21 protein-coding genes are annotated in these 24,334 nt (G+C 44.8%); 17 read left to right on the forward strand and 4 right to left on the reverse strand.

Annotated elements, in window-relative coordinates; all coding sequences use genetic code 11:
- Window positions 1-29 precede the first annotated feature (29 nt).
- Both AC0NJP_RS12080 and AC0NJP_RS12085 read left to right on the forward strand, forming a co-directional pair.
- Window positions 30-944 carry a bifunctional enoyl-CoA hydratase/phosphate acetyltransferase gene (locus AC0NJP_RS12080; protein ID WP_474038793.1) on the forward strand — a complete coding sequence of 305 codons (915 nt, stop codon included), beginning with the start codon at window positions 30-32 and terminating at the stop codon, window positions 942-944.
- On the forward strand, window positions 944-1,957 hold the full coding sequence (locus tag AC0NJP_RS12085; protein WP_474699954.1) for a LacI family DNA-binding transcriptional regulator: 1,014 nt from the start codon (window positions 944-946) through the stop codon (window positions 1,955-1,957). The genes AC0NJP_RS12080 and AC0NJP_RS12085 overlap by 1 nt, the downstream gene beginning before the upstream one ends.
- Here AC0NJP_RS12085 and AC0NJP_RS12090 read toward each other — a convergent pair.
- Window positions 1,932-2,813: an AraC family transcriptional regulator gene (locus AC0NJP_RS12090; protein ID WP_474699982.1), complete on the reverse strand. Its 882-nt coding sequence runs from the start codon at window positions 2,811-2,813 to the stop codon at window positions 1,932-1,934. The two genes, AC0NJP_RS12085 and AC0NJP_RS12090, sit on opposite strands and share 26 nt — an antisense overlap.
- Before the next feature lie 236 nt (window positions 2,814-3,049).
- Here AC0NJP_RS12090 and dapF point away from each other — a divergent pair, with 236 nt between their 5' ends.
- From dapF to AC0NJP_RS12105, 3 genes are all read left to right on the forward strand, one after another.
- A complete protein-coding gene (gene dapF / locus AC0NJP_RS12095) occupies window positions 3,050-3,892 on the forward strand; it encodes a diaminopimelate epimerase (protein WP_474699955.1) in 843 nt (280 codons plus the stop codon).
- 175 nt (window positions 3,893-4,067) lie between these two features.
- Window positions 4,068-4,538 carry an Lrp/AsnC family transcriptional regulator gene (locus AC0NJP_RS12100; protein ID WP_474699956.1) on the forward strand — a complete coding sequence of 157 codons (471 nt, stop codon included), beginning with the start codon at window positions 4,068-4,070 and terminating at the stop codon, window positions 4,536-4,538.
- A complete protein-coding gene (locus AC0NJP_RS12105; RefSeq protein WP_474699957.1) occupies window positions 4,531-5,154 on the forward strand; it encodes a LysE family translocator in 624 nt (207 codons plus the stop codon). The genes AC0NJP_RS12100 and AC0NJP_RS12105 overlap by 8 nt, the downstream gene beginning before the upstream one ends.
- Before the next feature lie 10 nt (window positions 5,155-5,164).
- On the opposite strand, the gene AC0NJP_RS12110 is transcribed toward AC0NJP_RS12105, so the two are convergent.
- Entirely contained in the window at window positions 5,165-6,229 is a 1,065-nt protein-coding gene (locus AC0NJP_RS12110; RefSeq protein WP_474699958.1) for an AbrB family transcriptional regulator, read from the reverse strand.
- A 14-nt stretch (window positions 6,230-6,243) separates the two neighbouring features.
- Complete coding sequence (locus AC0NJP_RS12115) at window positions 6,244-7,143, reverse strand: LysR family transcriptional regulator (protein ID WP_474699959.1); 900 nt, start codon at window positions 7,141-7,143, stop codon at window positions 6,244-6,246.
- Window positions 7,144-7,302: 159 nt separating this feature from the next.
- On the opposite strand from AC0NJP_RS12115, the gene AC0NJP_RS12120 reads away from it, so the two are divergent.
- The 6 genes from AC0NJP_RS12120 to AC0NJP_RS12145 all read left to right on the forward strand — a co-directional run bounded on the left by AC0NJP_RS12120 (window position 7,303) and on the right by AC0NJP_RS12145 (window position 17,280).
- Window positions 7,303-8,706 carry a sodium:solute symporter family protein gene (locus AC0NJP_RS12120; RefSeq protein WP_474699960.1) on the forward strand — a complete coding sequence of 468 codons (1,404 nt, stop codon included), beginning with the start codon at window positions 7,303-7,305 and terminating at the stop codon, window positions 8,704-8,706.
- A gap of 29 nt (window positions 8,707-8,735) precedes the next feature.
- The gene (locus tag AC0NJP_RS12125; protein ID WP_474699961.1) at window positions 8,736-10,178 is read left to right on the forward strand and encodes a tetratricopeptide repeat protein; all 1,443 of its coding nucleotides are present in this window, start codon (window positions 8,736-8,738) and stop codon (window positions 10,176-10,178) included.
- A gap of 87 nt (window positions 10,179-10,265) precedes the next feature.
- On the forward strand, window positions 10,266-11,981 hold the full coding sequence (locus tag AC0NJP_RS12130) for a methyl-accepting chemotaxis protein (protein ID WP_474699962.1): 1,716 nt from the start codon (window positions 10,266-10,268) through the stop codon (window positions 11,979-11,981).
- 179 nt (window positions 11,982-12,160) lie between these two features.
- Window positions 12,161-14,158: an LTA synthase family protein gene (locus tag AC0NJP_RS12135; protein WP_474039294.1), complete on the forward strand. Its 1,998-nt coding sequence runs from the start codon at window positions 12,161-12,163 to the stop codon at window positions 14,156-14,158.
- A 21-nt stretch (window positions 14,159-14,179) separates the two neighbouring features.
- On the forward strand, window positions 14,180-15,349 hold the full coding sequence (locus AC0NJP_RS12140) for an MFS transporter (RefSeq protein ID WP_474699963.1): 1,170 nt from the start codon (window positions 14,180-14,182) through the stop codon (window positions 15,347-15,349).
- Window positions 15,346-17,280, forward strand: coding sequence for a sigma 54-interacting transcriptional regulator (locus AC0NJP_RS12145; RefSeq protein WP_474699964.1), 1,935 nt, complete (start codon window positions 15,346-15,348; stop codon window positions 17,278-17,280). The genes AC0NJP_RS12140 and AC0NJP_RS12145 overlap by 4 nt, the downstream gene beginning before the upstream one ends.
- Before the next feature lie 77 nt (window positions 17,281-17,357).
- Here the strand turns inward: AC0NJP_RS12145 and AC0NJP_RS12150 are convergent, their stop codons facing one another.
- Window positions 17,358-17,789 (reverse strand): MarR family winged helix-turn-helix transcriptional regulator, encoded by a 432-nt coding sequence (locus tag AC0NJP_RS12150; protein WP_474038782.1) that lies wholly within the window; start codon window positions 17,787-17,789, stop codon window positions 17,358-17,360.
- A gap of 241 nt (window positions 17,790-18,030) precedes the next feature.
- Between AC0NJP_RS12150 and AC0NJP_RS12155 the strand changes: the two genes are divergently transcribed.
- The 6 genes from AC0NJP_RS12155 to nifK all read left to right on the forward strand — a co-directional run bounded on the left by AC0NJP_RS12155 (window position 18,031) and on the right by nifK (window position 24,319).
- The gene (locus tag AC0NJP_RS12155) at window positions 18,031-19,089 is read left to right on the forward strand and encodes a response regulator (RefSeq protein WP_474699965.1); all 1,059 of its coding nucleotides are present in this window, start codon (window positions 18,031-18,033) and stop codon (window positions 19,087-19,089) included.
- A gap of 574 nt (window positions 19,090-19,663) precedes the next feature.
- Window positions 19,664-20,482, forward strand: a complete 819-nt coding sequence (gene nifH, locus AC0NJP_RS12160; RefSeq protein WP_474038780.1) for a nitrogenase iron protein — start codon at window positions 19,664-19,666, stop codon at window positions 20,480-20,482.
- Between the two features lie 44 nt (window positions 20,483-20,526).
- Window positions 20,527-20,853, forward strand: a complete 327-nt coding sequence (locus AC0NJP_RS12165; protein WP_474038779.1) for a P-II family nitrogen regulator — start codon at window positions 20,527-20,529, stop codon at window positions 20,851-20,853.
- Window positions 20,854-20,864: 11 nt separating this feature from the next.
- Window positions 20,865-21,275 (forward strand): P-II family nitrogen regulator, encoded by a 411-nt coding sequence (locus AC0NJP_RS12170; RefSeq protein WP_474038778.1) that lies wholly within the window; start codon window positions 20,865-20,867, stop codon window positions 21,273-21,275.
- Between the two features lie 34 nt (window positions 21,276-21,309).
- Window positions 21,310-22,920: a nitrogenase molybdenum-iron protein alpha chain gene (gene nifD / locus AC0NJP_RS12175; RefSeq protein ID WP_474038777.1), complete on the forward strand. Its 1,611-nt coding sequence runs from the start codon at window positions 21,310-21,312 to the stop codon at window positions 22,918-22,920.
- 1 nt (window position 22,921) lies between these two features.
- On the forward strand, window positions 22,922-24,319 hold the full coding sequence (nifK, locus tag AC0NJP_RS12180) for a nitrogenase molybdenum-iron protein subunit beta (protein WP_474038776.1): 1,398 nt from the start codon (window positions 22,922-22,924) through the stop codon (window positions 24,317-24,319).
- The last annotated feature ends 15 nt before the right edge of the window (window positions 24,320-24,334 follow it).

Raw genomic sequence — 24,334 nt, forward strand, 5'->3', positions numbered from 1 at the left:
TTGAGAGTGGTACAGGAAGGGTGGAAAAGATGATTCGAAATTTTAAGGATTTGCTAGAGCAAGCAAGAGAAAAAGGGCCTGTTACGATTAGCGTAGCAGTAGCTCAGGATTTAGAGGTTTTGGAAGCGGTCAAGGCGGCAGCTGATGCAAAACTGGCGAAGGCGATTCTTGTTGGTGATAAAACGAAAATTGTACCGTTGGTGCAACAGGTAGGTTTGCCTGACGATATTTTAATCATTGATGCGCCTGACGAGCAGGCCGCTGCTCTCGAAGCTGTTTCGCTAGTACGTAGTGGGCGAGCCCAGGTGTTAATGAAAGGACTTGTGAACAGTGCTACTTTTTTGAAAGCCGTACTTAACGAGGCTGTGGGATTGCGTACGGGGCGTCTATTGTCGCATTTAGCGGTTCTGGAAGTACCAGGGCAGGATCGCCTGCTTTCGTTTAGCGATGGCGGTATGAATGTGGCGCCAGGACTTGCAGAAAAGAAAGACATTTTGATGAATGCCCTGCAAGTCTTGCAAAACCTCGGAATTGCCGAGCCGAAAGTGGCTATTTTGACAGCAAATGAAGCTGTCAGCGCCAAAATGCCGGCAACTGTTGATGCGAAAAACCTAGCGGAGCTTGCGGTCAAAACAGGACTCTGTCGCTTTGGTCAAATCGAAGGTCCGATTGCTTTAGATGTGGCAGTAAGTCCGGAAGCGGCGCATCATAAAGGAATTGATAGTCAGATAGCGGGGCAGGTTGACTTGTTTCTTATGCCGAATATTGAATCAGGAAATTTGCTGACGAAAGGTCTTATTTATTATAGCGGGGCGAAAATGGCTGGTGTAATTTTAGGGACAACCCATCCTGTTGTGATGACTTCTCGATCTGATAATGCCGAAGGCAAGCTCTATTCGTTAGCGCTGGCTTGTATGGCTTCGCCGCGGCAGCGGCAAAATTAATGGAACGGCGACAGCGTGTAACGATTTCCGAAGTGGCCAAACAGGCTGGTGTTTCTAAGACAACGATTTCCCGCTATTTAAATGGTAAGTTTGGGTTTATGTCGGAAGAGTCACGGCAGCGGATTGCCGCCGTGATTGAAGAGCTTGACTATCGGCCCAATAATTTAGCGCGCAGTTTAAAATCCTGTAAGAGTCGCTTACTTGGTGTGATCATCGCGGATATTACGAGTCCTTTTTCAGCCATTTTGGTCAAAGGGATTACTGACTGCAGCAAAGATTACGGGTATCATGTGATGATTGCTACAACAGATAATAATCCTGAGAAGGAACAAGAATATATTTTATCAATGCTTGATCAGCGCGTCGAAGGTCTTATTGTCAATACAACTTGTAAAAATAATGCTTTCTTACTAGAAGTCGCCAAGCAGTATGTGCCGATTATTCTAGCGGATAGGCCAACTTTTCCTACTCTCTTTGATACAGTTCGTACGACAGACTATACTTCTACGCTGGAACTGATGGCCGGATTAAAGGCGCGTCAGTACGAAAAAGTTGCCTTTTTTAGTGAGCCTTTAAATGAAGTAGGAACGAGAATTTTGCGACTGCAGGCTTATGAACAAGCTTGTCGCGAGATTTTGCACCAAGAACCTTGGAAAGCTATTGTGGCTATGGAAGATGAAGCTCTGATCGAACAAGAAATTTTAGCTTTTTTAGCGGGAGCAGAGGGAAAGAAAGCGATTTTTACGCCGAACGGCGTAGCGTTGCTCCAGGTGTTAAAAGCCATGAAGCGTCTTGATTTGCCAGTCCCGGCTGCTGCAGGCGTTTGCGGCTTTGATAACTGGGATTGGGCGGAGCTTGTTGGTCCGGGAATTACGGCGATTGATCAGCCGTCTTATGATGTGGGGGCTGCCTGTGTCAAACGAATGATGTTTCGTTTACAAAATGACCGTAAAGCGCCGCCGAAGATTATGGAATTGCCGAATCGCATTATTTTTCGCGGTTCGACGGAATAAGGCGATTATAGTATTTTTTTGGTGCTAGACCATAGGCTTTTTTAAAAGAACGGATAAAAGTAGAATAATCGCTAAAACCGCTGTTTAAAGCGGCGCTTAAGAGCGGCTCGCCTGCGTCAATCCATTGATTGGCGCAGATGAGCCGCTTTTGCGTAATATAATGATGGGGGCTATAGCCAGTTTGTTCTTTGAATTTGCGCATAAAGTGGTATTTGCTTAAACAGACTCTGGCTGCCAAATGATCGACTGTTAGTGGGGCGGTAAGATGGTTGTCAATATAAACTAAGGCGTTCACAATGGCTTTATCATAGTAGCTTGCTTGACGAGAAACGCTGGCGGGATGTTGATACGCTTGATTTAAGGCGATGAGGAGTTCTAAAGCTAAAAGCCGTTGCCGCAGTTTGTGCCCAAAGCCTGTTTCTGTCAAAGCTGTTTCCCATTCGGTAAGTAATATACTGAGCTTCTGTCTTATTGCTGTTGACGGGAGGAGCAGAAAAGAACGGTTTTGGTGAGCTTGCTGAAAGCAAGCTTGTAGGTCGCAGTCTTGTTCACTATTGTGATTCAGAAAAGCAGGGCTGAACCAGGCAATTTGGCGTTCATAGGTACTGTCGGCGCTGATTAAGGGCTTATGAATTGTGCCGCGGTGAAGCAGCAGAATATCGCCTGGCTGGAGGCGATAATTCATTCCCTCGATTAAATAGGTGACCGAGCCGCTTAGGAAAAAAAGCACCTTATAAAAGTCGTGAAAGTGAGATTCAATTTTGTTTTCGCGACAGTCTTTGAGGTGAAAGAACTGGAAGTCTTTATTTAAATAACCTCGTTCGTTGGCGATTTCTTGCTGTGGTGCATCAATCATCAATTTTGTAAGCCCTCCTATTGATATGATTGGCTATTTATAGGATTTGCTCATTCGTAATCTTCTTGTGATTACGGTGTTTGCATCTTACTTGCTATTGTAGTCTTTATAGCATTTTTTGCAATGATTTTCGCAATAATTGCCAAGAAGTTTTAAAAAATGCTTATTATACTAAAGATAGTTTTATAAGTGAGCAAAGCGAAATCAACAGAGGAATTCTGGGAGGAGAAGTAGCGATGAAACATGATTTTTATAAATATGAAGCCTTAGGGAATGATTATATTGTGATAGATCCGCAGCAACTTTCTTTAGAACTAACACCACAGCGTATCCAAAAAATCTGCGATCGTCATTTTGGCATCGGATCTGATGGGATTTTATATGGTCCGCTTTTTCAAGATGAAAAAATTCAGGTCAGAATTTTTAATCCCGACGGCAGCGAGGCGGAAAAAAGCGGTAATGGGATTCGCATTTTTTCACGGTTTCTTTGGGAGCAAGGTTATGTACAAGGAAAACATTTTTCCCTGACTACACTTGGCGGCGATGTGGCAGTCACCATTCTTGATGAAATGGGCGAAAATATCTGCGTGGATATGGGAACAGCTACTTTTGATAGCGCTGCCATTCCTGCAGCGGGAGCGCGTCGAGAAATGTTGGAACAATCGATCTGCGTTCATGGCAAACGTTTTCAAGTGACGTGTCTATCGATTGGTAATCCCCATTGTGTGATTTTTGATCCAGCTTTTACGACGGAAACCGTAAATACTTGGGGGCCCTTGCTAGAACAGCATGATGATTTTTTAGAACGGACGAATGTACAATTTGTACGTGTTTTAGACCGTCATAATCTAGAAATTGAGATTTGGGAACGCGGCGCTGGCTATACGCTCGCTTCAGGCAGTAGCAGCGCTGCTGTGGCGAAAGCTGCTTTTGCTTTAGGTATGGTTGAACGAAATCTTACGGTTCATATGCCTGGCGGTACTCTTGCGGTTACCGTGCAGCAAGACGGGCATATTGTTATTACTGGGCCGGTCCACGCTATTGCTACAGGTAGCTTCTGTTTTTCAGAAATGATGTAAATGAAACTTCATTCAGATACAACCGCATAAGGTCATTGTCAACCCCTATGGACAAATACAACAAAAATCCTGGCCGAATTATGACGGCCAGGATTTTCTTATTTTGCGAAAAAACTTGTTAATGTTTTGTTTATTAAGTAATATAATATTAAAACAAATGAAAAGAGATGTTTTTATGATTAATTCATTGGATTTGAAAGTTATCCGGCGACTTATGACTGAAGGACGCAGCACCTGGGCTGAGCTTGGTCAACTTTTAGGAGTATCGGCGCCGGCGGCGGCAGACCGAGTCAGGCGGCTGGAAGAAAAAAACGTAATTCGTGGTTATAACGCTGTTATTGATCCGGAAGCACTAGACTTGGGGTTAGCCGCCTTTATCGCCGTATGTTTAGAGCGTCCAGAGCATCGAGCCGGTTTCTTGAATTTTGTGACGGAGACTCCGGCGATTCAGGAATGTCATCATATGGCTGGGGCCGAGGATTATCTTTTGAAAGTGCGCTGCAGTGGTACGCGTGATTTAGAAAGGCTGATCAGCGAAGATTTGAAAGCCGTGCCTGGCGTGATAAAAACACGCACGACCATTGTTCTATCAACAGTCAAGGAGTCGCTGCAACTACCGATTAAGGAGATGGAAGGGCATGGATGAGAGCTTTTTTCTGAAAGGACTTATCTTAGGATTTTCTATTGCAGCGCCAGTGGGGCCAATTGGGTTACTGTGCATTCGACGAACTTTAACACAGGGAATGGCCGGAGGCTTTATATCCGGTTTGGGAGCGGCTACAGCAGATGGTTTTTATGGCGCCGCAGCCGCTTTTGGTCTTACTGTTATTTCGCAGTTTTTTCTGGATCAAGCTATTATTTTGCAGTGGTTTGGCAGTTTCTTTTTAGTGTACCTTGGATGGACTACTTTGGCGTCAAAGCCGGGAGATCAGGCTGCTCAAGGCGAAGTGTTTAGTTTGGGTCGCAACTACCTATCGACTTTTTTCTTGACCATTACGAATCCTATGACAATTCTTTCTTTCGGCGCTGTTTTTTCTGGCTTAGGCTTAGGTCTTGTCAATACGGGCGGAGAGTCGGCGGTTTTGTTGGTAGGAGGCGTCGCATCAGGCTCCATTTTATGGTGGCTTTGTCTGAGTTGTTCCGTAGCTTATCTGAAAGAAAAGATTTCTCCGTCCCGTCTTGTCTGGGTAAATCGCTTTGCTGGTATCTTGCTCTTGGTTTTTGGCATCGTAGCCGTAGTTGGGTTAGTAAAACCGTGGTAGTAAATCAAAGTCAGGTGAATTCCGTTTGGGTTTGGCGGTTGCTCTGACGCGACAGCCACCATTTAAGTCCGGGAATGAGTAACAATAAAATCGATAATAGACGAAATAATTGATAAGCAATAACGATTGAAATATCAGCATCGACTGATAAGGCAGTAATACCCATTTCAGCCATGCCGCCTGGTGCTGTCCCAATAAAGGCTGTTAAAAAAGGAACTAGATATATTTGAGATATCCCATAATCAACAAAGGCTGATGTTGTAATTACGGCAAGAACGCTCAGAAAAGTAAAGAATGAAATTTTCCGCCAGTTTGCTAGGCCTGCCAGTTCGACATCAGCGCCGATACGGATTCCTATGGTGATTTGGGCAAGCGCTAGTAAAGGGCGTGGCAGATAGGGCGCTTCAAAATCGCCTAATATAAGGGCAATGGTCGTGAGCATTGGGCCTAAGAGATAAGGCGTTGGCATATGAAGTTTGCTGGCGATATAGATAGAGGTAAGAATTGCACTAGCAAAGAGCAACACGCTGTCAGGCTGATAGTGAACAAAATCAGGAAGAGCTAGAGAGGCTTGATGGGCTTGATCGGCGAGACCGTAAATGGCGATAAAGGGGACCGTAAATACGCTTGTTAGCAAACGGAGGGTTTGCATCAAGGTTACGACAGCCACATCGGCGCCTTCCACTTCTTCACAAATTGCAACCATTTGGGCTAAGCCGCCAGGTACGCTGCCCAACAGACCGTTTATAAGGCCCACACCAGTTTTATGGCAGGTAAGCCAGCCGAACAGCAAGCTGACTGCCAAGGTTACAAAGGTTGCGCCAACCATGCCGGGAAGTTGTCCTAAAATTTTATGGCCCACTTCGATCGTAAAGGGACTGCCGAGCGCATAGCCTAAGATGATCATACCGCCATCGCGTAGTTTTTTTGGCCAGAGTAGTTTCTCTTTGCGCCAAAGTTTCCAAAACAAAACCGTAAGAAGCGGACCGAGCGTCCAGGGAAGCGGCAGATGCAGCGAATAAAAAAGAATGCCGCCGAGTGAACCAATTAAAAAAAGTAACAATGTTTTTTTCATAGTAATACCTTCCTTTAGGGGTCTTCTGAGAGGTCTATTTCGCTGTTTTTCCTTAAATCCTGCTGAAACAGGGCAATAAAATGATCGGCCGCCTGGGATAAGGGATGACCTTTTTTCCAAATAACAGCGCTGGTTGTAGCTAAACTTTTTTCATGCAGCGCATAAAAGGATAAAGCTAGGTTGTCAAATAAATCTTTGGCGGCAAGCGGGACGATTGCAGAGCCGATGCCTTGTGCCGCTAGTAACAGTAATGGTGTAATGTCGTCGCTGGTACAGAGCAGATGCGGCTCGAAGCCAAGATGGCGGCAGTATTCGACGACGATTTCCCGATGGCGTTGGTGGAGCAGCAGGGGACCTTGCCATAAAGTAAGCAAATCTGTTTCAGTTTGCGGCGTTTCGCTTTTTTTACAGGCGAGACACATGGGCTCCGTTGGCAGCGGGAGAGCATGGTAACGATTTGGGTCTACGGGAAACCGGACGATCCCGATTTCAATAAGGTTGTTTTCTAATAACTCAAGCAGTTTGCTCGTTTCTCCTTGGCAAAGATGAAAGGAGATATTCGGGTACGATTGATGAAACGTTTCTAGATAGCGGGGCAGCAGGGAATTGCCGATAGAAGATATGGCGCCAATGGCGAGATTGCCACTGATTCCTTTGGCTGTTTCGGAAATTTCTCGGCGCGTTGCTGCCAGGAGTTCTAACATTTGGCCCGCTCGCTTTTTTAAGATTTGTCCAGCCTCGGTTAAATGAACTTGGCGGCTGCCTCGTTCTAAAAGCGCTATACCTAGCTCCTTTTCCAGAGCGATAAGCTGCTGGCTTAAGGGCGGCTGAGTTACATGAAGCCGCTTTGCCGCTTTGGTGATTTGCCCCTCTTCGGCGACTGCTAGGAAATATTTCAATTGACGCAGTTCCATAGAAAAACTCCTTTATAGTCGATTTTCGAATAGAAGACAGACGAAATGAATATTATTCATATAGTAAACTTTTTGCTATAATCATACCGAATCTGTGAAATCCTGTCAAAGGCTTTGGCTGAATCGTAGCAGGATTTTTACTAGGAGAGGTGGAGACTGATGGAACTTAGTTTTAGTCAGGGAATCATTCTGTTAGGAACCGTGGCGGCAGTGATTGGCTGGGGAATTTATAGTGCCAGGCAAGTTCGCTCAGCTGAAGGCTTTAGTTTAGGCGGTCGTTCCGCTGGGAGCGCTATGATTGCCGGAACGATTGCTGGAACGGCTGTTGGCGGTGCGTCGACCATTGGAACAGCGCAACTGGCTTTTTTACATGGTTTATCAGCTTGGTGGTTTACGTTAGGCTCTGGAATCGGCTTGCTTTTACTAGGACTTTTTTACGCGCGGGCGTTGCGCCAAAGCGGTTTAGAGACAATTTCTCAATATCTTGTGGTTCACTATGGCCGAACGGCTGGACCGATTACTAGTTTAATTTCTTCTTTGGGAATTCTACTGAGCGTAGTTGCCAGCAGTCTTTCGGGAATTTCACTTCTTGCGGGCTTGCTCTCTATCCCCCCCTGGCAGGCAGCAGGTCTCATTGTTATACTTGTTGTAGCCTATGTATTTTTTGGCGGATTAAAAGGGGCTGGGGTAGCTGGTCTGTTAAAGCTGCTTATTATATGGCTCAGTCTTTTTGCCGCCGGTGGGGCGGCTGTTTATATTCTTTCACAGCGGTCAGACTGTGCCGTTCTTTTTCCTGCTGATCCTTGGTTTAATTTATTTGGCGAAGGTCTTAGCCATGGGTTGGAAAATTTGTTTTCTTTGATTGTCGGCATTGTCTGCACGCAGACCTATATTCAGGCGGTATATGCCGCTACCAATGTCAAGACTGCTCTCATCGGCACCTGTACGGCTGCGGCGATTATTATTCCAGTGGGGCTTCCTTCTGTTGCCGTTGGCATGTTTATGCATGTCTATCATCCCGATATTTTACCAATCCTAGCTCTGCCCATGTATTTAACGACCTATCTGCCTAGTTGGATTGGTGGTATTGGTTTGGCTGGACTGTTGTTATCGGTAGTGGGTTCGATTGCTGGTCTTGTTCTGGGAATCGGCACAATGATTGCGCGCGACATTGCTGCAGACCTATTTCAGATCACTAACAGCTCTCGACTCTTATGGCTCAATCGTTGTACCGTTGTGGTGGTGACTGGGGTGTCTATGGCCATTGCGTTGACGAATCTAAATTCGCTTGTACTTGACTGGAACTTTATGTCTATGGCACTGCGCGGCGGCGGCGTATTTATTCCCTTGACATTGGCGGTGTTTTATCAGCGCCCTATGATGTCGGGCTGGGTTCAAGGTTCGATTCTCTTTAGTACAGCTGTTGCCGTCTATAGCGAAGTTTATTTAAGTCTGCCTTTCCCGCCGTTGTTTGTGGGGCTGTTGGTAAGCGCCTTAATTTTATTGAGCGGATTCTTATGGCCAAAAGCGAAAGCGAAGTTGGCGGAAGTTCATGAAGTTTGACACTGTAATGGGGAAAGGATGAGTTTTATTTGCCGCAATCTTATTTTTTACGGGCCCTAGCTTTAACAAAGCAGGGCGATATCGAAGGGGCAATCTATAATTATTGCCAAGCTGTTTCGTTAGATCGATCATATGGTCAAGCCTATAATAATATGGCGCTTCTTTTATTGCAGCAAGGAAAGATCTGGGAAGCTGAAGTCATGTTGCGTCAGGCCATTGAGCTTAATAGAGCGGACGGCAAAGCTCATCATAATTTGGCATTAGTTTTTATGGAAAAAGGCGATTTGACGGCTGCCCGCGACTGCTTTATACGAGCTTTGCAGTGCGGTGAAGAAAGTTCTGCTTTTTATAATAACTGGGGTCTCTATTATTGGGAAATCGGCTGTAGCAATGCGGCAGAAGCGGCTTTTTGCCAAGCCATTTCGCTTGATGAAACATATGTTGAGGCTTATTATAATTTGGCTAACTTACTACGGGAGCAGCAACGAGTCGCTGAAGCAGAACAATATCTTATCAAGGCTGTAACCATTGATCCTGCTTATAAGGAAGCTCAGTTTGCTTTGTCGCTTATTTATTTATTGCAGGGGCGATTTCAAGTGGCGTGGCCTTTGTATGAGTCTTTTCGTATGCAGCATTCAGGCCGCAGACCGCCTCTGCCCTTGTGGCAAGGTGAGGCGCTTCGCGGCAAGCGAGTGCTGCTCTTCTATGAGCAAGGCTTTGGCGACACTTTTCAATTTTTGCGATTTGCGCCGCTCCTTGCTGCTCAAGCTGCTGAAATTTCGCTGTGGCTGCCAGAAGCTATGCGAGGTATTCAACTGCTAGATGAATCAATCCCGCTTTACTATAGTAGCTCCGTAACGCAACAGCGTTTTGATTTTTGCTGTCCCTTGCCTAGCTTGCCAGCTGTGTTGAAAATAGATGAAGCGACAATTCCCCGGGCTGTTCCGTATCTTGCCGTTTCTACGGATCTGCAAGAAAAGTGGCGCTTGCGCCTTGCCGCCGAAGGGCGGCCTGAACAAATGCGCATTGGTTTTGTTTGGGCGGGGAATCCCCAGCATCATAATGATCGCAATCGGTCTATTGCGGCCGAATTATTTCGACCGTTGTTGCTCATGAAAAATACAGAATGGATTAGTCTCCAGGTTGGTTCGCGCAGCAACGAAGGCGCCACTTTACCTGCTTTTCTTGACTTTACCGAAGAACTAACGGATTTTTCGCAAACTGCAGCGTTAATTAGCCAATTAGATCTCGTTGTGACGGTTGATTCGGCAGTAGCCCATTTAGCCGGAGCATTAGGAAAAAAGACGTGGGTATGTATCCCTTATGATCCTGATTGGCGCTGGCAGTATCAGCGCACCGATAGTCCGTGGTACCCCTCAATGAAGCTATTTCGGCAGCAGCAATCGGGCAATTGGCAGAATGTTATTGCTTTATTGCAGCAAGAAATCAGGGCAAGTGTAAGAAAAAAATGACGAACAAAGAATTATTATGGCAGGGATATTTTTGAAAATGCAGAACTTTTACAGGAAAAGGCGCTTTACGAATAAGGAGGATCTGCGATGAAATTTGTGAATAACCTGCCAGTGAGCTTGAAGTTAAGTATTCTTATTTGTATTGGTCTTATTTCACTCTTTGTAGTGACTTATACAGGCTATTATTTTTTACAGCGATCTAGTTCGGATGTAGGAATTATGTATCGCGATCGATTAAAGCCAGTTGAGTTGGTGAATCAGACTTTTTCGATGGTGGCGCTGTCTAATGCATCAACGCTAGAGCTTATGGTGACGACTGACGAGAAACGCAATCAAGAGATCAAAAAAGACATGACTGAAAGATCGGCTCAGATTGGCAAGAATCTAGAGATTGTTGAAAAATCCTTAGTTGAGCCAGAAGGAAAAGCCTTAATGGCGAAGGTGCAGACCTCACGGCAAAAGTACCGTGATATACGTGAAAAAGCGCTTGTTTTGGCTAGGGCCAATAAAAATACGGAAGCCTACGCTGTGTATGTCCAAGAAGTATATCCTCAGGCTCAAGAGTATTTTTCTAACTTAAATCAATTGTCAGCGTATTATTCCACTTTATCTAATAAGATGGATGAAGATAATAAAGCGGCTTTAACCCATTCGGTTCTAGTTGCTGTAGGCGTTATGGTTGTAGCCGGATTATTGCTGTTAGGTAGTGGGTTTTATATTACTCGCAATATTACCGTTCCTTTATCTTTGATGGTAAGAGCTTGTCAAGACCTTGCCAATGGCGATTTTAGAGAAAAACCTCGTCGGGTACTGCGTTCTGATGAGGTTGGTAAGCTAGCAGATGCGCTTGTCTTGATGCGCTCTAGTTTAAATCGATTGATGCGCCAAGTGGGTTCTTCGGCGGAACATCTGGCGGCGTCAGCAGAAGAATTGACTGCTAGTGCCGATCAGTCGTCGCAGGCCTCGCAGGTCGTGGCTAACTCCATTACTGATGTCGCCCAAGGGATGGCCCAACAGCTTTCAGCGGCCGGAGCGGCAACAGACATTATTGAGTCCATGTCTGATCGCATTAAGGAGGCTTCTGGCAATACGAATCGAGTTGCCCAGCAGTCATTGCAAGCGGCTGATACTGCTCAAGGCGGGGCAGGAACGATCGAGGAAGCGGTAGCGCAAATGTCCCATGTAGAGAGCTCTGTCAATGGCTCGGCCCTTGTAGTAGCTCAATTAGGCGAACGCTCGAAAGAGATTGGGCAAATTGTTGAAGTCATTGCTAATATTGCCGGACAAACCAATCTGTTGGCTTTAAATGCCGCCATTGAAGCGGCTCGCGCCGGTGAACAGGGGCGGGGCTTTGCCGTTGTCGCTGATGAAGTGCGCAAGCTAGCAGAACAATCGGAAGAAGCAGCCAAGCAAATTTCAGCCTTAATCCAAGAAATTCAGGGCGATACGGAAAAAGCGGTTTTATCGATGGATCAAGGTACGAAAGAGGTTAAGCATGGGGCAGCAGTCGTTCAAAAGGCTGGGGTCGCCTTTACTGAGATTGTGGCTAGTGTCACAGCAGTATCTGAACAAGTAGCGGGAATTTCCCGTGTGATTGATCAATTGGCGCAAAATAGCAACCAAATTGTTGGTTCTGTTAAGGAGATTGATAATCTTAGCAAGAAAGCGGCGTCAGAAACGGAAACTGTATCAGCTGCTACGGAAGAACAAGCCGCGTCAATAAGCGAAATTTCTGGGGCTAGTCAGTCTTTGGCTCAGCTTGCCGTGGATTTACGAAACATTACAGAAAAATTCCAGGTATAAATCAATGATTACAGTATAAAATATTTTCTTTGCCTTCTTGCTCTAAGGACAAGGAATTTGCTATGATTAAGGAGAAAAAACCTAAAGTTTGGCTTAGGCAGCAAAACTTTAGGTTTTTTGACTGATCGCATTTTTTGCATGCGAGAACTATTTAGAGGAAGAAGGCTTTTAATTACGTGATGATTTGGGAAAAAATTTATCGGGAGCTGCAGCAGGATTTGAAGCTAGTCTTCTTTCTGATCGCGGTGATTTCATGTTTTCGCATTGCTTTTATTGTCTATATGCATCATTATTTGGCTGATATGACAACTTTATCTGATGTATTTGCCGCTCTTTACTATGGCTTGCGTATTAGCTTAAAAAGCGCCGGACTCATGGGGCTTTTTTGTTTTAGTTTCTGTCTGATTTGCCGTGGCCTTAAGCCGCACTGGGTTGACAAACTTCGATTGATCGTTGGCGGAGGTTATTTGTTTTTGCTGACTTTGCTTTTTTATGCGCGGATTCCCTATTATGAACAGTTTCATATGAGTTTTAACCAACTTTTGTTTAATACTTTTCAAGATGATGTTTCGGCCTTGGGGCACACCTTATTAGAACAATATAATCTGCCACTGCGTCTTTCGTTGGTGGCAGTGACTGCTTTTCTGCTTCAGAGACTACTCGTTCGTTGGCTATCAGTAAGAATCGTATTTTTGCCGAGCTTTTCGCGGTGGTATTATACGGCATTACTACGGGCCGGATTTTTAGTTGCCTTTTACTTTTTCTGTCTCTTTATGCGTTTTGGCGGAACGCTAACCTACGCCCAAAATATTGATTGGGAAAACTCTGGTGTGACGAAAGACCAACTGCTGAATGAAGCAATCTTAGATGATGTGCAAGCGCTTTATCGCGCCTATGAATTAAATGAGCGCGTTAATAGCTCTACAGGACTAGCCATTGATTCTACGAAGCTACAGCTTTATAGTCAAGCCCTAGCTGGTCGGTCGCTTCAATCAGACAAACTGGATGACTATTTGCAGAAAACGGCCCAGGGTGCAGCTCATCCCAAGCCTAAGCATGTTTTTTTAATTATCGGCGAAAGTTATGCCAACTGGCCACTGTTGCCGGAATATAAAGATTTGCATATTGCTGATGGCGTGAAAAATTTGATTCAAAAACAGAATTCTGCTTATGTGCCAACCTTTCTGCCCAATGGTATGAGCACGATTTCCGGTGTCATGGGTGTATTGACAGGTTTTCCTGACGTGAATCTCTATTTGAATTGTTTGCCAGAAGCTTATGGGGGACCTTTTTCCACAGCGATTGCACCGCAAATGAAGCGTCTTGGCTACAAGGCGGAGTTTTGGTATGCTGGTCCGAGTTCTTGGGAAAAAATTAAAGATTTTACGTTGGCCCAAGGCTTTGATCGTTTTTACGGCTCCGGCGATTATCCCAGCGCTTCAGGAAATGTATGGGGCTCTGATGATGCCTATCTCTTTCAAGGCGTGTCAGCAAGTCTTACGGCGGAACAACCTACTTTTGATGTGATTTTGACGGTATCGAATCATGCCCCCTTTACAGTGGATTTACCAGCAGCTGGTTTTGACAGTGAAACGGTGAGGGCCGCTTTACCAGACGATAAGAAAAATGATGTAAATCTGATTAAGCAGTTAGGTCATTTCTGGTACGCCGATAAGGAATTGGCGGCTTTTATTAAACGTACGGAAGAACAGTATCCTGACAGCGTATTTATGATAGTGGGCGATCACGCCGACCGTCTTAATATTGAGGCCAATCCCGGTCTATATAAACGCTATGGGATTCCGCTGATTGTTTATGGCAAGGGAATTACGAAGCAAAGCCTGCCAGTTGATGCGGCGGGAAGTCATATTAATGTAACGCCCACGTTACTTGAATTGATTGCGCCGCAGGGGTTCACTTACTACTCGTTAGGTGATAGCTTAACACGGGGCAGTCGTCTGGGAATTAATTATGGTTTTTGGATTACGAGTAAAGCCATTGGGAAAGAGGCGTCAAAAGAGCAAGAAGCCGTTTTTGGGGCCGATCCTGCCGGTGATTTGGATCAGGAGCAAATTGAAGCAGCTTTTGAGCGGCTTCGATCTGTGGCCTGGTGGCGAATTAAGCATGGCAACACAATGAAACTGCCAACAGCAGAGCAAGGAATTTCGGGGCAATAAGACCTGAGAAAAGAGGCTTTTATGGCAAATTTTTCTTCTTTATTTAAACTAAGACAGTTTCAAAATATTGCACTGTGTCACTTGAATACGACTCTTGGCATGAATTTACTCATTCCTGTTCTGCCGGTTTTTTTGCATAACCAAGGCTTTAGCGAGACTCAGATTGGTTTAATCATGGGGGCGACGGCAGCGAGTTCTTTGTTAGTTCGCCCCTGGGTCGGTATTCAGGTGGATACACGCGGTAGCCGTCCCATCATTCTATTTGGTCAAATTCTGCTGTTTCTATCAGTTGTGGGCTACTTAGGAGCAGCTGGTTTTTGGACTTTTGTAGCGCTTAGATCGCTTTTTGGCTTAGCTTTGGCTTTTTATAATACGGGAGCCGTCACCTTTGCCAGCAGTATTGGGACGGGTGATTTGAATGCCAGTGCAATTGCCATGTATACTCTTACGACGATGGTCGGTCTTGGCATTAGTATGAGTTTTGCTCAAATTGCCTTTGAGCGTTTTGGTTTTACACTGCTTATTGTTCTTAGCGCCATACTTGTTGCGGGTGCTTTTGCGGTTATGAAATTTCGTCAGGCGCCAGCGCTTGTTAGAGGCGGCGGCAGCAAACGCAGCTCCTTTACGACAGTGCTGAAGGATAAAGTAGTTCTAGCGGTTACGGCCGGACAGTTTGGCGCGAGTTTCTCCTTTGGGGCTTTATTTACTTTTATTCCTTTGGCTTCGCTGGCCGAGGGAATCTCTTTTTACTCGCTCTTTTATATTGCCTTTGCGGTATTTGTTATCTTATCCCGTCTATTTGTGCAGAAGGTCGATGAACTTTTCGGTGTGAAGAAAGCGGCTGAATATTCGGCGTTACTCATGTTACTTGGTTTAGTGCTGCTTGTGATCAAGCTTTCCCCCTTAACGCTGTTAGCCGCAGGCATCTTATTTGGTCTCGGTTTCGGCATTGTTTTTCCTACGCTAGTTTTGATTCTAGTGAAAGGCACTGACGGAGCCAATCGCGGTACTGCTTTGGGAATTATGACAGCCGCCGGTGATATTGCCAATGCACTCTCAACCGCTGTTTTAGGCGGCGTGGCGGAACATTTTGGTTATGTAGCGTTATTTTTGGCAGCGTCGCTCGTTTTATTAGGCTGTATTTACTATTTCTACAGTGCCTTGTCTAAGAAAGAGGCTGGTCAAGTATGAAAGAACAGGCCAAAGAAGCAGTCAAACTGGCGCTTATTTCCACTTATCCGGAAATGGCGAAGGTATTTACCACACTAGCGAAACAGGAGGAAATTGACTACCATGTGGCTTTTGCTGCTCTTGATGAAGCGGCGCGTTTGGCAGCGGGCTTACAAGGCGAAGTTGACGCGATTCTCAGTCGGGGCGGTACGGCTGAATATATTCGTCAAGTTGTTGATATTCCGGTGATATCCATACCCATCACCCCATTTGATCTGATTAAATCGATTCATCAAGTGGAGAATAGGCGCCGTCCTATGGCTTTTTTTAATTTTAAGCAGCCTCTGTTTGACATCAGTGCGATTGAGAAAATGTTTGACCTTACCTTGCACGAATATACCTTTGAATCAGAGGGGGAAATTGAAATTGGTTTGCAAGAGGCGGCAGCGCGCGGGGTAGAAGTGGTGATTGGCGGCGTTGTGGCTGTAGCGCTGGCCAAAAAATATGGTCTAGCTGGTCGATTGATTGAATGTGGTGAAGATGCCGTATATCGCTCTATGTTGGAAGCGGTTCATGTTGTTACGGTGCGTCGCAATGAACGGCGGCGTTCCACTCGGTTTGAAGCCATTTTGGATTCTATTAACGAGGGAATTATTGTAACAGATGAACAAAATAAAGTGATTGTTTATAATTCGGCGGCGGAACGGATTTTTCGTTTACCAGAGAAGGACGTGTTGGGACAGGCTGTAGAACCAACGATTCCCAATACGCGGATGCATAAGGTTTTTGCCACAGGCCAAGCTGAAATCGGTTCCTTTCAAGAAATTCACGGTGGAATTATTACAACAAGCCGCATTCCTCTATTTTTAGATGAAAAGCCCATTGGCGTAGTGAGCACCTTTGAAGATGTCACGAAAATACAGCAGTTGGAGCGACAAATTCGCAAGCAGATCTATGACAAAGGTTTTATTGCTAAATATCACTTTGACGATATCTTAACAGAAGATATGGCGATGACGGAGTTAAAAGAATTAGCTGCTTTATTTGCTGCGACTGAGTCGGCAATTCTCCTAGAAGGGGAGTCCGGTACAGGCAAGGAATTATTTGCCCAGAGTATCCATAATGCCAGCAAGCGCCAGCAAGGCCCCTTTGTGGCTGTCAATTGTGCGGCGATTCCTGAACCGCTCTTAGAAAGCGAGCTCTTTGGGTATGAAGGCGGCGCTTTTTCTGGTGCGAAAAAAGAAGGTAAACAAGGACTCTTTGAATTAGCTCACCATGGTACGATTTTTCTTGATGAAATTGGCGAGATCCCGCCATCACTGCAAGCGCGGTTGCTTAGAGTACTGCAGGAAAAAGAGATTATGCGCGTTGGTGGGGATAAGATTCTTCCTGTAGACATTCGAATACTTAGTGCGACAAATCGAAATTTAACAAGCAAAGTAAAACAAGGCGAGTTTCGCGAAGATCTTTATTATCGGCTTAGTGTATTTAACGTAACACTGCCACCGCTTCGGCAGCGTAAAGGCGATATTATGTTGATGACAAAGTTTTTTCTACAAGAATTTGTCGGCAAAGAGCTGGCAGCGACGTTGCCCGCTTCAGTAATGGAGCTACTTTTAGCCTATGATTGGCCCGGAAATATACGGGAACTGCGCAACGTGGCGGAACGATTAGCCTTGTTGCTGCAAGAGCCTGTGCTGTCAGAAAAAAAACGCGAACGGTTTTTCCATACGGTCATGGGGCCTATGCCTAAGGCGGCAACTGAAACCCGGCTTACTGTGCAAGTGAAGGCGCAGGCGCCGTTGAAACAGACCGTAGCTGCGGTGGAAAAAGAAATTATTGAGTATTTGTTGCAGCAACACGACGAGAATCAGGAAAAAGTTGCTGAAATTTTAGCGATTGGCAAAAGTACTTTGTGGCGCAAGCTGCAGTTCCCCACAACGAATCTATAAAATGTATAAAAAAACTGCCTTGCGGCAAAGGGGAAAGGTCCTTTTGCTGTAAGGCAGTTTTTTTAGCACGCGAAAGATTATAAGGATAAATTTGTAAAAATGGCGTGCAATGTTTTGCGAAATGTGGCAATTTCTTCAGTGCTGACACCTGTAAGCATTTGCTTTTCGACTCGCTTCATGAGTGCTGTCAGATCGGCTTTGCGTTCAAGGGCTTTTTCTGTTAGGATGATTTGAAAGGAACGGCGGTCATTAGGAGTTGCCATCCGCATGACAAGGCCGAGGCGTTCTAAGCGGTCGATAAGACCTGTCAAAGTCGAATTATCTAACAAGACATTTTTGCTAAGTTCTGATATGGAAATATTATCTTTCTTATACAATACATATAAGACGACAAGCTGGCCGGGGGAGATTTCTAGATTCTCTGTTTCCAAAGCTTTTTTTGTGTAGGCAAAGTGCTTTTGTTCTGCTTTGGCCAATAAGACGCAGAGACTATCAAAAATATCAACCATGCTATTCTTCACCTCCACAGTCATTTCATTATTTTTTTGTCTACAAAATATGTGTACATAAACTATATTTTAGCTGATTATTTGCGATTGTCAATGGAATTTTGAAATTAACAAATAATCTGATAAAGTGCTGAACGATTTTTATGTTTTTTTTCTTATCAGAAAGGAAATAACGAAAAAAATAGCGAATTTTGACAATGATGTCTTGGTGATCGATAAATTCGCGAGAGCTGGTGATAGAATGAGTGAAGTAAAGACGAGAAATAGTGTTCTATTTGTGGATGATGAGCAGCAAATTTTAAATTCCATTCGCCGAGCGACAGAAGATGAGCCTTTTAAAAGTCTCTTTGCCAATAGTGGGAAAGAGGCCTTGCGTTTGATGGAAGAACAAGCCGTTAGTGTTATTGTAACAGATATGCGCATGCCAGAAATGGACGGTCTTTCTTTATTGAAAACAGTCCGGGAAAAATATCCGAAAACAGTTCGCATTGTTCTCTCTGGCTATACACAGCTGTCACAGGTTCTTGCTACAGTGAATCACGGCGATATTTTTCAATTCATTCCCAAGCCCTGGAGTATGGAGGACGAACTGCTCGTCACCGTCCGTCAGGCCATTGAACATTATAACCTTGAAGCAGAACGCGAACGGCTCAAAGAGGGTCTGGTGCAGAAGAATACGGCCTATCAGAATATGTTCCGGACAATGGAACAGACTCTTGCGAAAGAACGCCGTGATCTAAACCAACTGAAACAGATTAATACTTGGATTTTTTCTTTTTTGAAGAAATTTAGTAGCGGCAAGGAAACTGGTCCCGAAGGGAGAGCGCTATTTGCTGAATATAGTGATTTACTGGAGAAACTGTTGGGGACTTATATTGATTTGTTGCCGCTCGGTAGTGAAGCGAAACCTAAGGACCTTTTTTGGTCAGAGCTGTTAAAACAAGGCGAGGAAGTTTTTTTAGCTGGCGATATGCCAGAGTTGCCAGAAAAGGTGGTTGGTTATCATGAATTGCTGCGATTTTTCCTTGCTTCTATTCTAACTTTACTAGGCGTTTTGGATACGCAGCTTGCCATGGTTTCCGTAACGGCAGATCGCAAGAATGTGGAAGTTCCGATTCTTATTTTTGATATTACCGGGCCGAAGCTACTGGCGTCGCCAGAGCAGAATTTGCTGAAGATTGGTTGCTCCCTCTTGAATGAAATGGGCAAAGCTTATAATTTCAATGTGCGCTTGAAACAAGAGGAGCTAGAGAAAAGCAGCGTGCGTCTCGTGTGGGCTGTGCCGGAAGAAAAGAAATAAATGTTTATTCTGAAAAAATACTGTTGAATAGCAAAAATGCTTAAAAAGATAATACTGTTCCTTTAATATGGTATTTTTGCTCATCCCCAAAGTACATGATGTGGTCTTTCCGCTATTTTTAGCTTGTTTATTCATTTGGTTGTAAAGATTGATTATTGCGAAATTTGATTTTCCTATTGATCTTCGAAAAAACATATGGTATTATCAACGCAATAGAATATATCAGCATAAGCAAAGAGGCTTATAAACGAATTTCGTTTATAAGCCTCTTCCTGTTAAGAGAGAATTTATTCTCTTGCTGACTAAGCAAAGGCGCTTACGAACCAAAAGTTCGTAGGCGCCTTTATGATTCAGGTACAAGGGTTTTCTATCTAAAGGAGGTGATTGTATCGGTGAGAAATAAGAAGGCTTCACGAGTATTCGCAGTACTCATGAAGCCAAGGAAAATCTCCTAAATCCCAGAAGCACTAGGTTTATTTGATTTACCCATTTTTCATTATAACGGTTACGAAGATTCATTTCAAGGTGAAATATAAGGTGAAATATAAGGTGAAATATAAGGAGGCATTCGATCATGAGACAAGTAGCAATTTATGGTAAGGGCGGTATTGGCAAATCGACGACAACACAAAATACGGTGGCGGCTCTTGCTGAGGCCGGAAAGAACATTATGGTAGTTGGCTGTGATCCGAAGGCTGACTCAACTCGATTACTTTTAAACGGTTTGGCCCAAAAAACTGTACTTGATACACTGCGCGATGAAGGGGACGACATTGATTTAGAAGACATTTTGAAACCAGGTTTCAAAGGTACCATGTGTGTGGAATCAGGCGGGCCGGAACCAGGTGTTGGCTGTGCCGGACGCGGGATTATCACTTCCATCAATCTGCTCGAATCTCTGGGCGCTTATACGGACGAACTTGACTACGTTTTCTATGATGTTCTTGGCGACGTTGTTTGCGGCGGTTTCGCCATGCCGATTCGAGAAGGCAAAGCCGAAGAAATTTATATTGTTGCTTCCGGCGAGCTAATGGCTCTCTATGCAGCGAACAATATTTCCAAAGGCATTCAAAAGTATGCTGTAAATGGCAAGGTACGGTTAGGCGGCATTATCTGTAACAGCCGTAAAGTCGATCGGGAACTTGATCTTTTGCAGGCCTTCGCCTCAGAGCTGGGATCACAACTCATTCATTTTGTGCCGCGCGACAATGTGGTACAGCGAGCTGAAATTAATAAGAAAACAGTCATTGACTATGATCCTGAAGAAGGTCAGGCCTATGAATATCGAAAATTGGCCAATGCCATCGACAATAATGATATGTTTGTTATTCCCAAGCCGATGACGCAGGATCGTCTTGAAGAATTAATGATGTCTTACGGCATTCTTGGCTAAATGCATCTAGCTTCAAAAATCATGAGCAATGAAGGAGTGGTAGCGTGTTATTAGTTAGAGCCATTGTACGTCCCGAAAAACGAGATGAAGTACTCTATGAATTGTCCACAGCCGGATTTCATGCCGCTACAGTGATTGATGTAGTAGGCCGAGGTAAGCAAAAAGGCATTAAAATCGGCAGTATTGTCTATGATGAGATTCCTAAGGTTATGATTATGATGGCGATCCGCGATGAAGATAAGGCCGATATGGTAAGTGTTATTTTGCGGACAGCGAAAACTGGCGAAAAAGGCGCTTTTGGCGATGGTAAAATTTTTATTACTCCTGTGGAAGAGGCTTACACTATATCCAGTTCTGACACTGGCTTGTAAGGAGGGGCAGCATGAAGGAAATTGTGGCGATTGTACGGATGAACAAGACAAGTGCTACGAAACAGGCTCTTATTGAAAGCGGCGCTGCTGGCTTTACAGCTGTGAAGGTGCTGGGCCGTGGCAATCTGGTCACAGACCCGACGATGATTGCAGCGAGAAGAGCTGATTTAATTTCTATGGTTAGTGATGAAGATAATAAGGAATCGATTGCTCTGATTGACAATTTTTTAAACGGAACGAGTCTCTTTCCGAGACGATTATTTAATATTGTAGCCCAGGACGAAGATGTGCCGAAAATCGTTCAAGCCATTATTGACGTCAATAAGACTGACAATAATGTGGGCGACGGCAAGATTTTTGTAATGCCTCTTGGCGACAGTATTCGAATTCGTACCGGCGAAACGGGCGAAGCGGCACTGTAATTAATGGTTTGATCACAAAGGAGGGAACTTCGCCGTGGCTATAACGGAAAGACAGTTAGAGAAGATACTTGATCAATATCCCAGTAAAGTGCAGAAAAATCGTAAGAAGCATATTATCATCAAAAATGGCGAGCTTGAACAGCAGATTGAAGCGAATACGCGCACGATTCCCGGCATCATTACGAACCGCGGCTGTGCCTATGCCGGCTGTAAAGGCGTTGTTCTCGGCCCCTTAAAAGATATGATCCATATTGTTCACGGTCCGATCGGTTGCAGCTATTATACCTGGGGCACCCGCCGCAATAAGGCTCGTGACGAAAAGGACTTAGATAATTACATTAACTATTGTTTTTCGACGGATATGCAGGAAAAGGATATCGTTTTTGGCGGTGATAAAAAACTAGCTGCCGTGATTGATGAAGTTGTTGATATTTTTCATCCCAAAGCGGTTACGATTTCCGCTACTTGTCCTGTTGGTCTGATTGGCGATGACATTAACGCCGTAGCAAAAGCGGCGGAAAAACGCCATGGAATTCAGGTCATTGCCTTTAGTTGTGAAGGTTATAAAGGCGTCAGCCAGTCGGCAGGTCATCATATAGCAAACAATAACCTGATGGAACGGGTCATTGGCAATAGTGATAAGGAAAAAGCTGCTGGCAAGTATCCCATTAATATTTTAGGTGAGTACAATATTGGCGGCGATAGCTGGGAGATTGAGCGAGTGCTAGAAGAGATCGGCTATGAAGTCGTTTCGGTTATGACTGGCGACGGCGCTTGGGAAAAGTTGCGTGATGCTCATACGGCCGAACTGAATCTTGTGCAATGTCATCGATCCATTAACTACATTGCTGAGATGCTAGAGACAAAATACGGTACGCCTTGGTTAAAAGTAAACTTTATCGGTGTTCAATCGACCATTGAGACTTTACGGAATATGGCTTTGTACTTTGAAGACGAAGAATTAAGCCGCAAAACTGAAGAAGTCATTGCCAAAGAGTTAAGTCAGATTGAAGGACCGCTCAATCAATATCGTAAGATCTGTGAAGGGAAAACGGCGTTCTGTTTTGTCGGGGGCTCCCGTGGCCATCATTATCAGGGACTTTTTGCCGAACTGGGAATCGAAACAGTGTTGGCAGGCTATGAGTTTGCTCATCGCGACGACTATGAAGGCCGCCAGGTCATTCCGACAATCAAGCCTGACGCAGACAGTAAGAATATTCCTGAGCTGCATGTAACGGCTGATGAAGGTCGTTTTAGGCTGAAAGTTTCACCGGAACGCCTGGAAAAATTGCAGGCCGAGATTCCGTTAAGCACTTATCATGGCATGCATTTTGATATGAAAGACGGCACAATTATGGTGGATGATATGAACCACTTTGAAACCGAAGAGTTCATTAAACTATTTAAGCCAGATATCTTCGCTTCTGGTATCAAAGATAAATATGTGGTGCAAAAAATGGGAATTCCGGCCAAACAGCTCCATTCCTATGATTACAGCGGTCCCTATGCTGGTTTTCGCGGTGCTGTAAATTTTGCCCGCGATGTGAGCATGGCGTTTGCTTCGCCTACCTGGAATTTTATTACGCCGCCTTGGCAGGGCCAGCCGCTTTTAGACGGACAAATCAATGAAGGGGGGAAAGCGTAAGATGCTTGATTATACACCGAAAGAGATCAAAGAACGTACTAGCGGCGGTATGATCAATCCCGCCAAAACTTGTCAACCTATTGGCGCCATGTATGCGGCTCTCGGCATTCATAAATGTTTGCCTCATAGCCATGGTTCTCAAGGCTGCTGTTCTTTCCATCGTATGCATTTAACACGGCATTTCCGTGATCCCATTATGGCGTCGACAAGTAGCTTTACCGAAGGGGCCTCCGTATTTGGCGGCGGTGCGAATTTGAAGACCGCCATTAAAAATGTTTTTTCTTTGTATGATCCTGATATCATTGCTATTCATACAACCTGTCTGTCTGAGACCATCGGTGATGATATACCGACACTCATTAAGCAGGCTGCCGAAAAAGACGTACCGGAAGGTAAGGTTGTATTCCACGCTAACACGCCAAGTTACCAAGGTTCGCATATTACCGGTTTTTCCAATATGACCAAGGCGATGGTGACCTATTTTTCGCAGAAAATCCAGCCGGAGCCGAAAGAACAGGTTAATTTGATTCCCGGTTTTGTCAATCCTGGCGACATGCGGGAAATCAAACGGATTACTGGTTTGATGGGCGCTAAATTTATTATGTTTCCTGATACGTCAGGTGTAGTCGATTCACCCATGACTGGCGAATTTACCATGTATCCTAAAGGCGGTACGACGCTTGCTGAGCTATATGATACAGGCAACTCGAAACAAACCCTGTCATTAGGGCGGTTTGCTTCCTATGGCGCCGCCGAAGAATTGAAGAAAAAATGCGGTGTTCCCTTCCTCTCGCTGAAAACACCAATTGGGATTAAAGCGACCGACGAATTCGTTATGGCGCTTCGCTCAACTTTTGCGGCAGAAGTACCTTATGCGCTAGAAGAAGAGCGGGGACAGCTTGTTGACATTATGACTGACGCTCATTTCCATTTCCATGGCAAGAAAGTAGCGATTTTCGGTGATCCTGATATTGTCATTGCTATGACGGAATTTGTTTTAAGTCTCGGTATGATCCCGGTTCATGTACTGACAGGTACGCCAGGCGGCGCTCTTGGGTCAGGGCTTGGCAGTTTTGAAGAAGAAGTGAAGGAAATGCTGCTTGCTTCTGGTTTAAAAGGCAATGTGAAAGCGGCAGGCGATCTCTTTATGCTGCATCAATGGATTAAAAATGAGCCAGTAGATCTCTTGATTGGCAATACCTATGGGAAATATATCGCCAGAGCCGAGGATATTCCTTTTGTTCGCTGCGGTTTCCCGGTACTGGATCGTACGGTTCATTCGTATTTGCCGATTGTGGGCTATCACGGTGCGATGCGCTTAATCGAAATGATCGACGGCGCTCTCTTGGATCGCGCTGATCGTGATGCCGCCGACGAGGACTTTGAACTTGTTATGTAACTGTAGCAAGATTCG

The sequence above is a fragment of the Pelorhabdus sp. sgz311002 genome, from assembly GCF_056134285.1.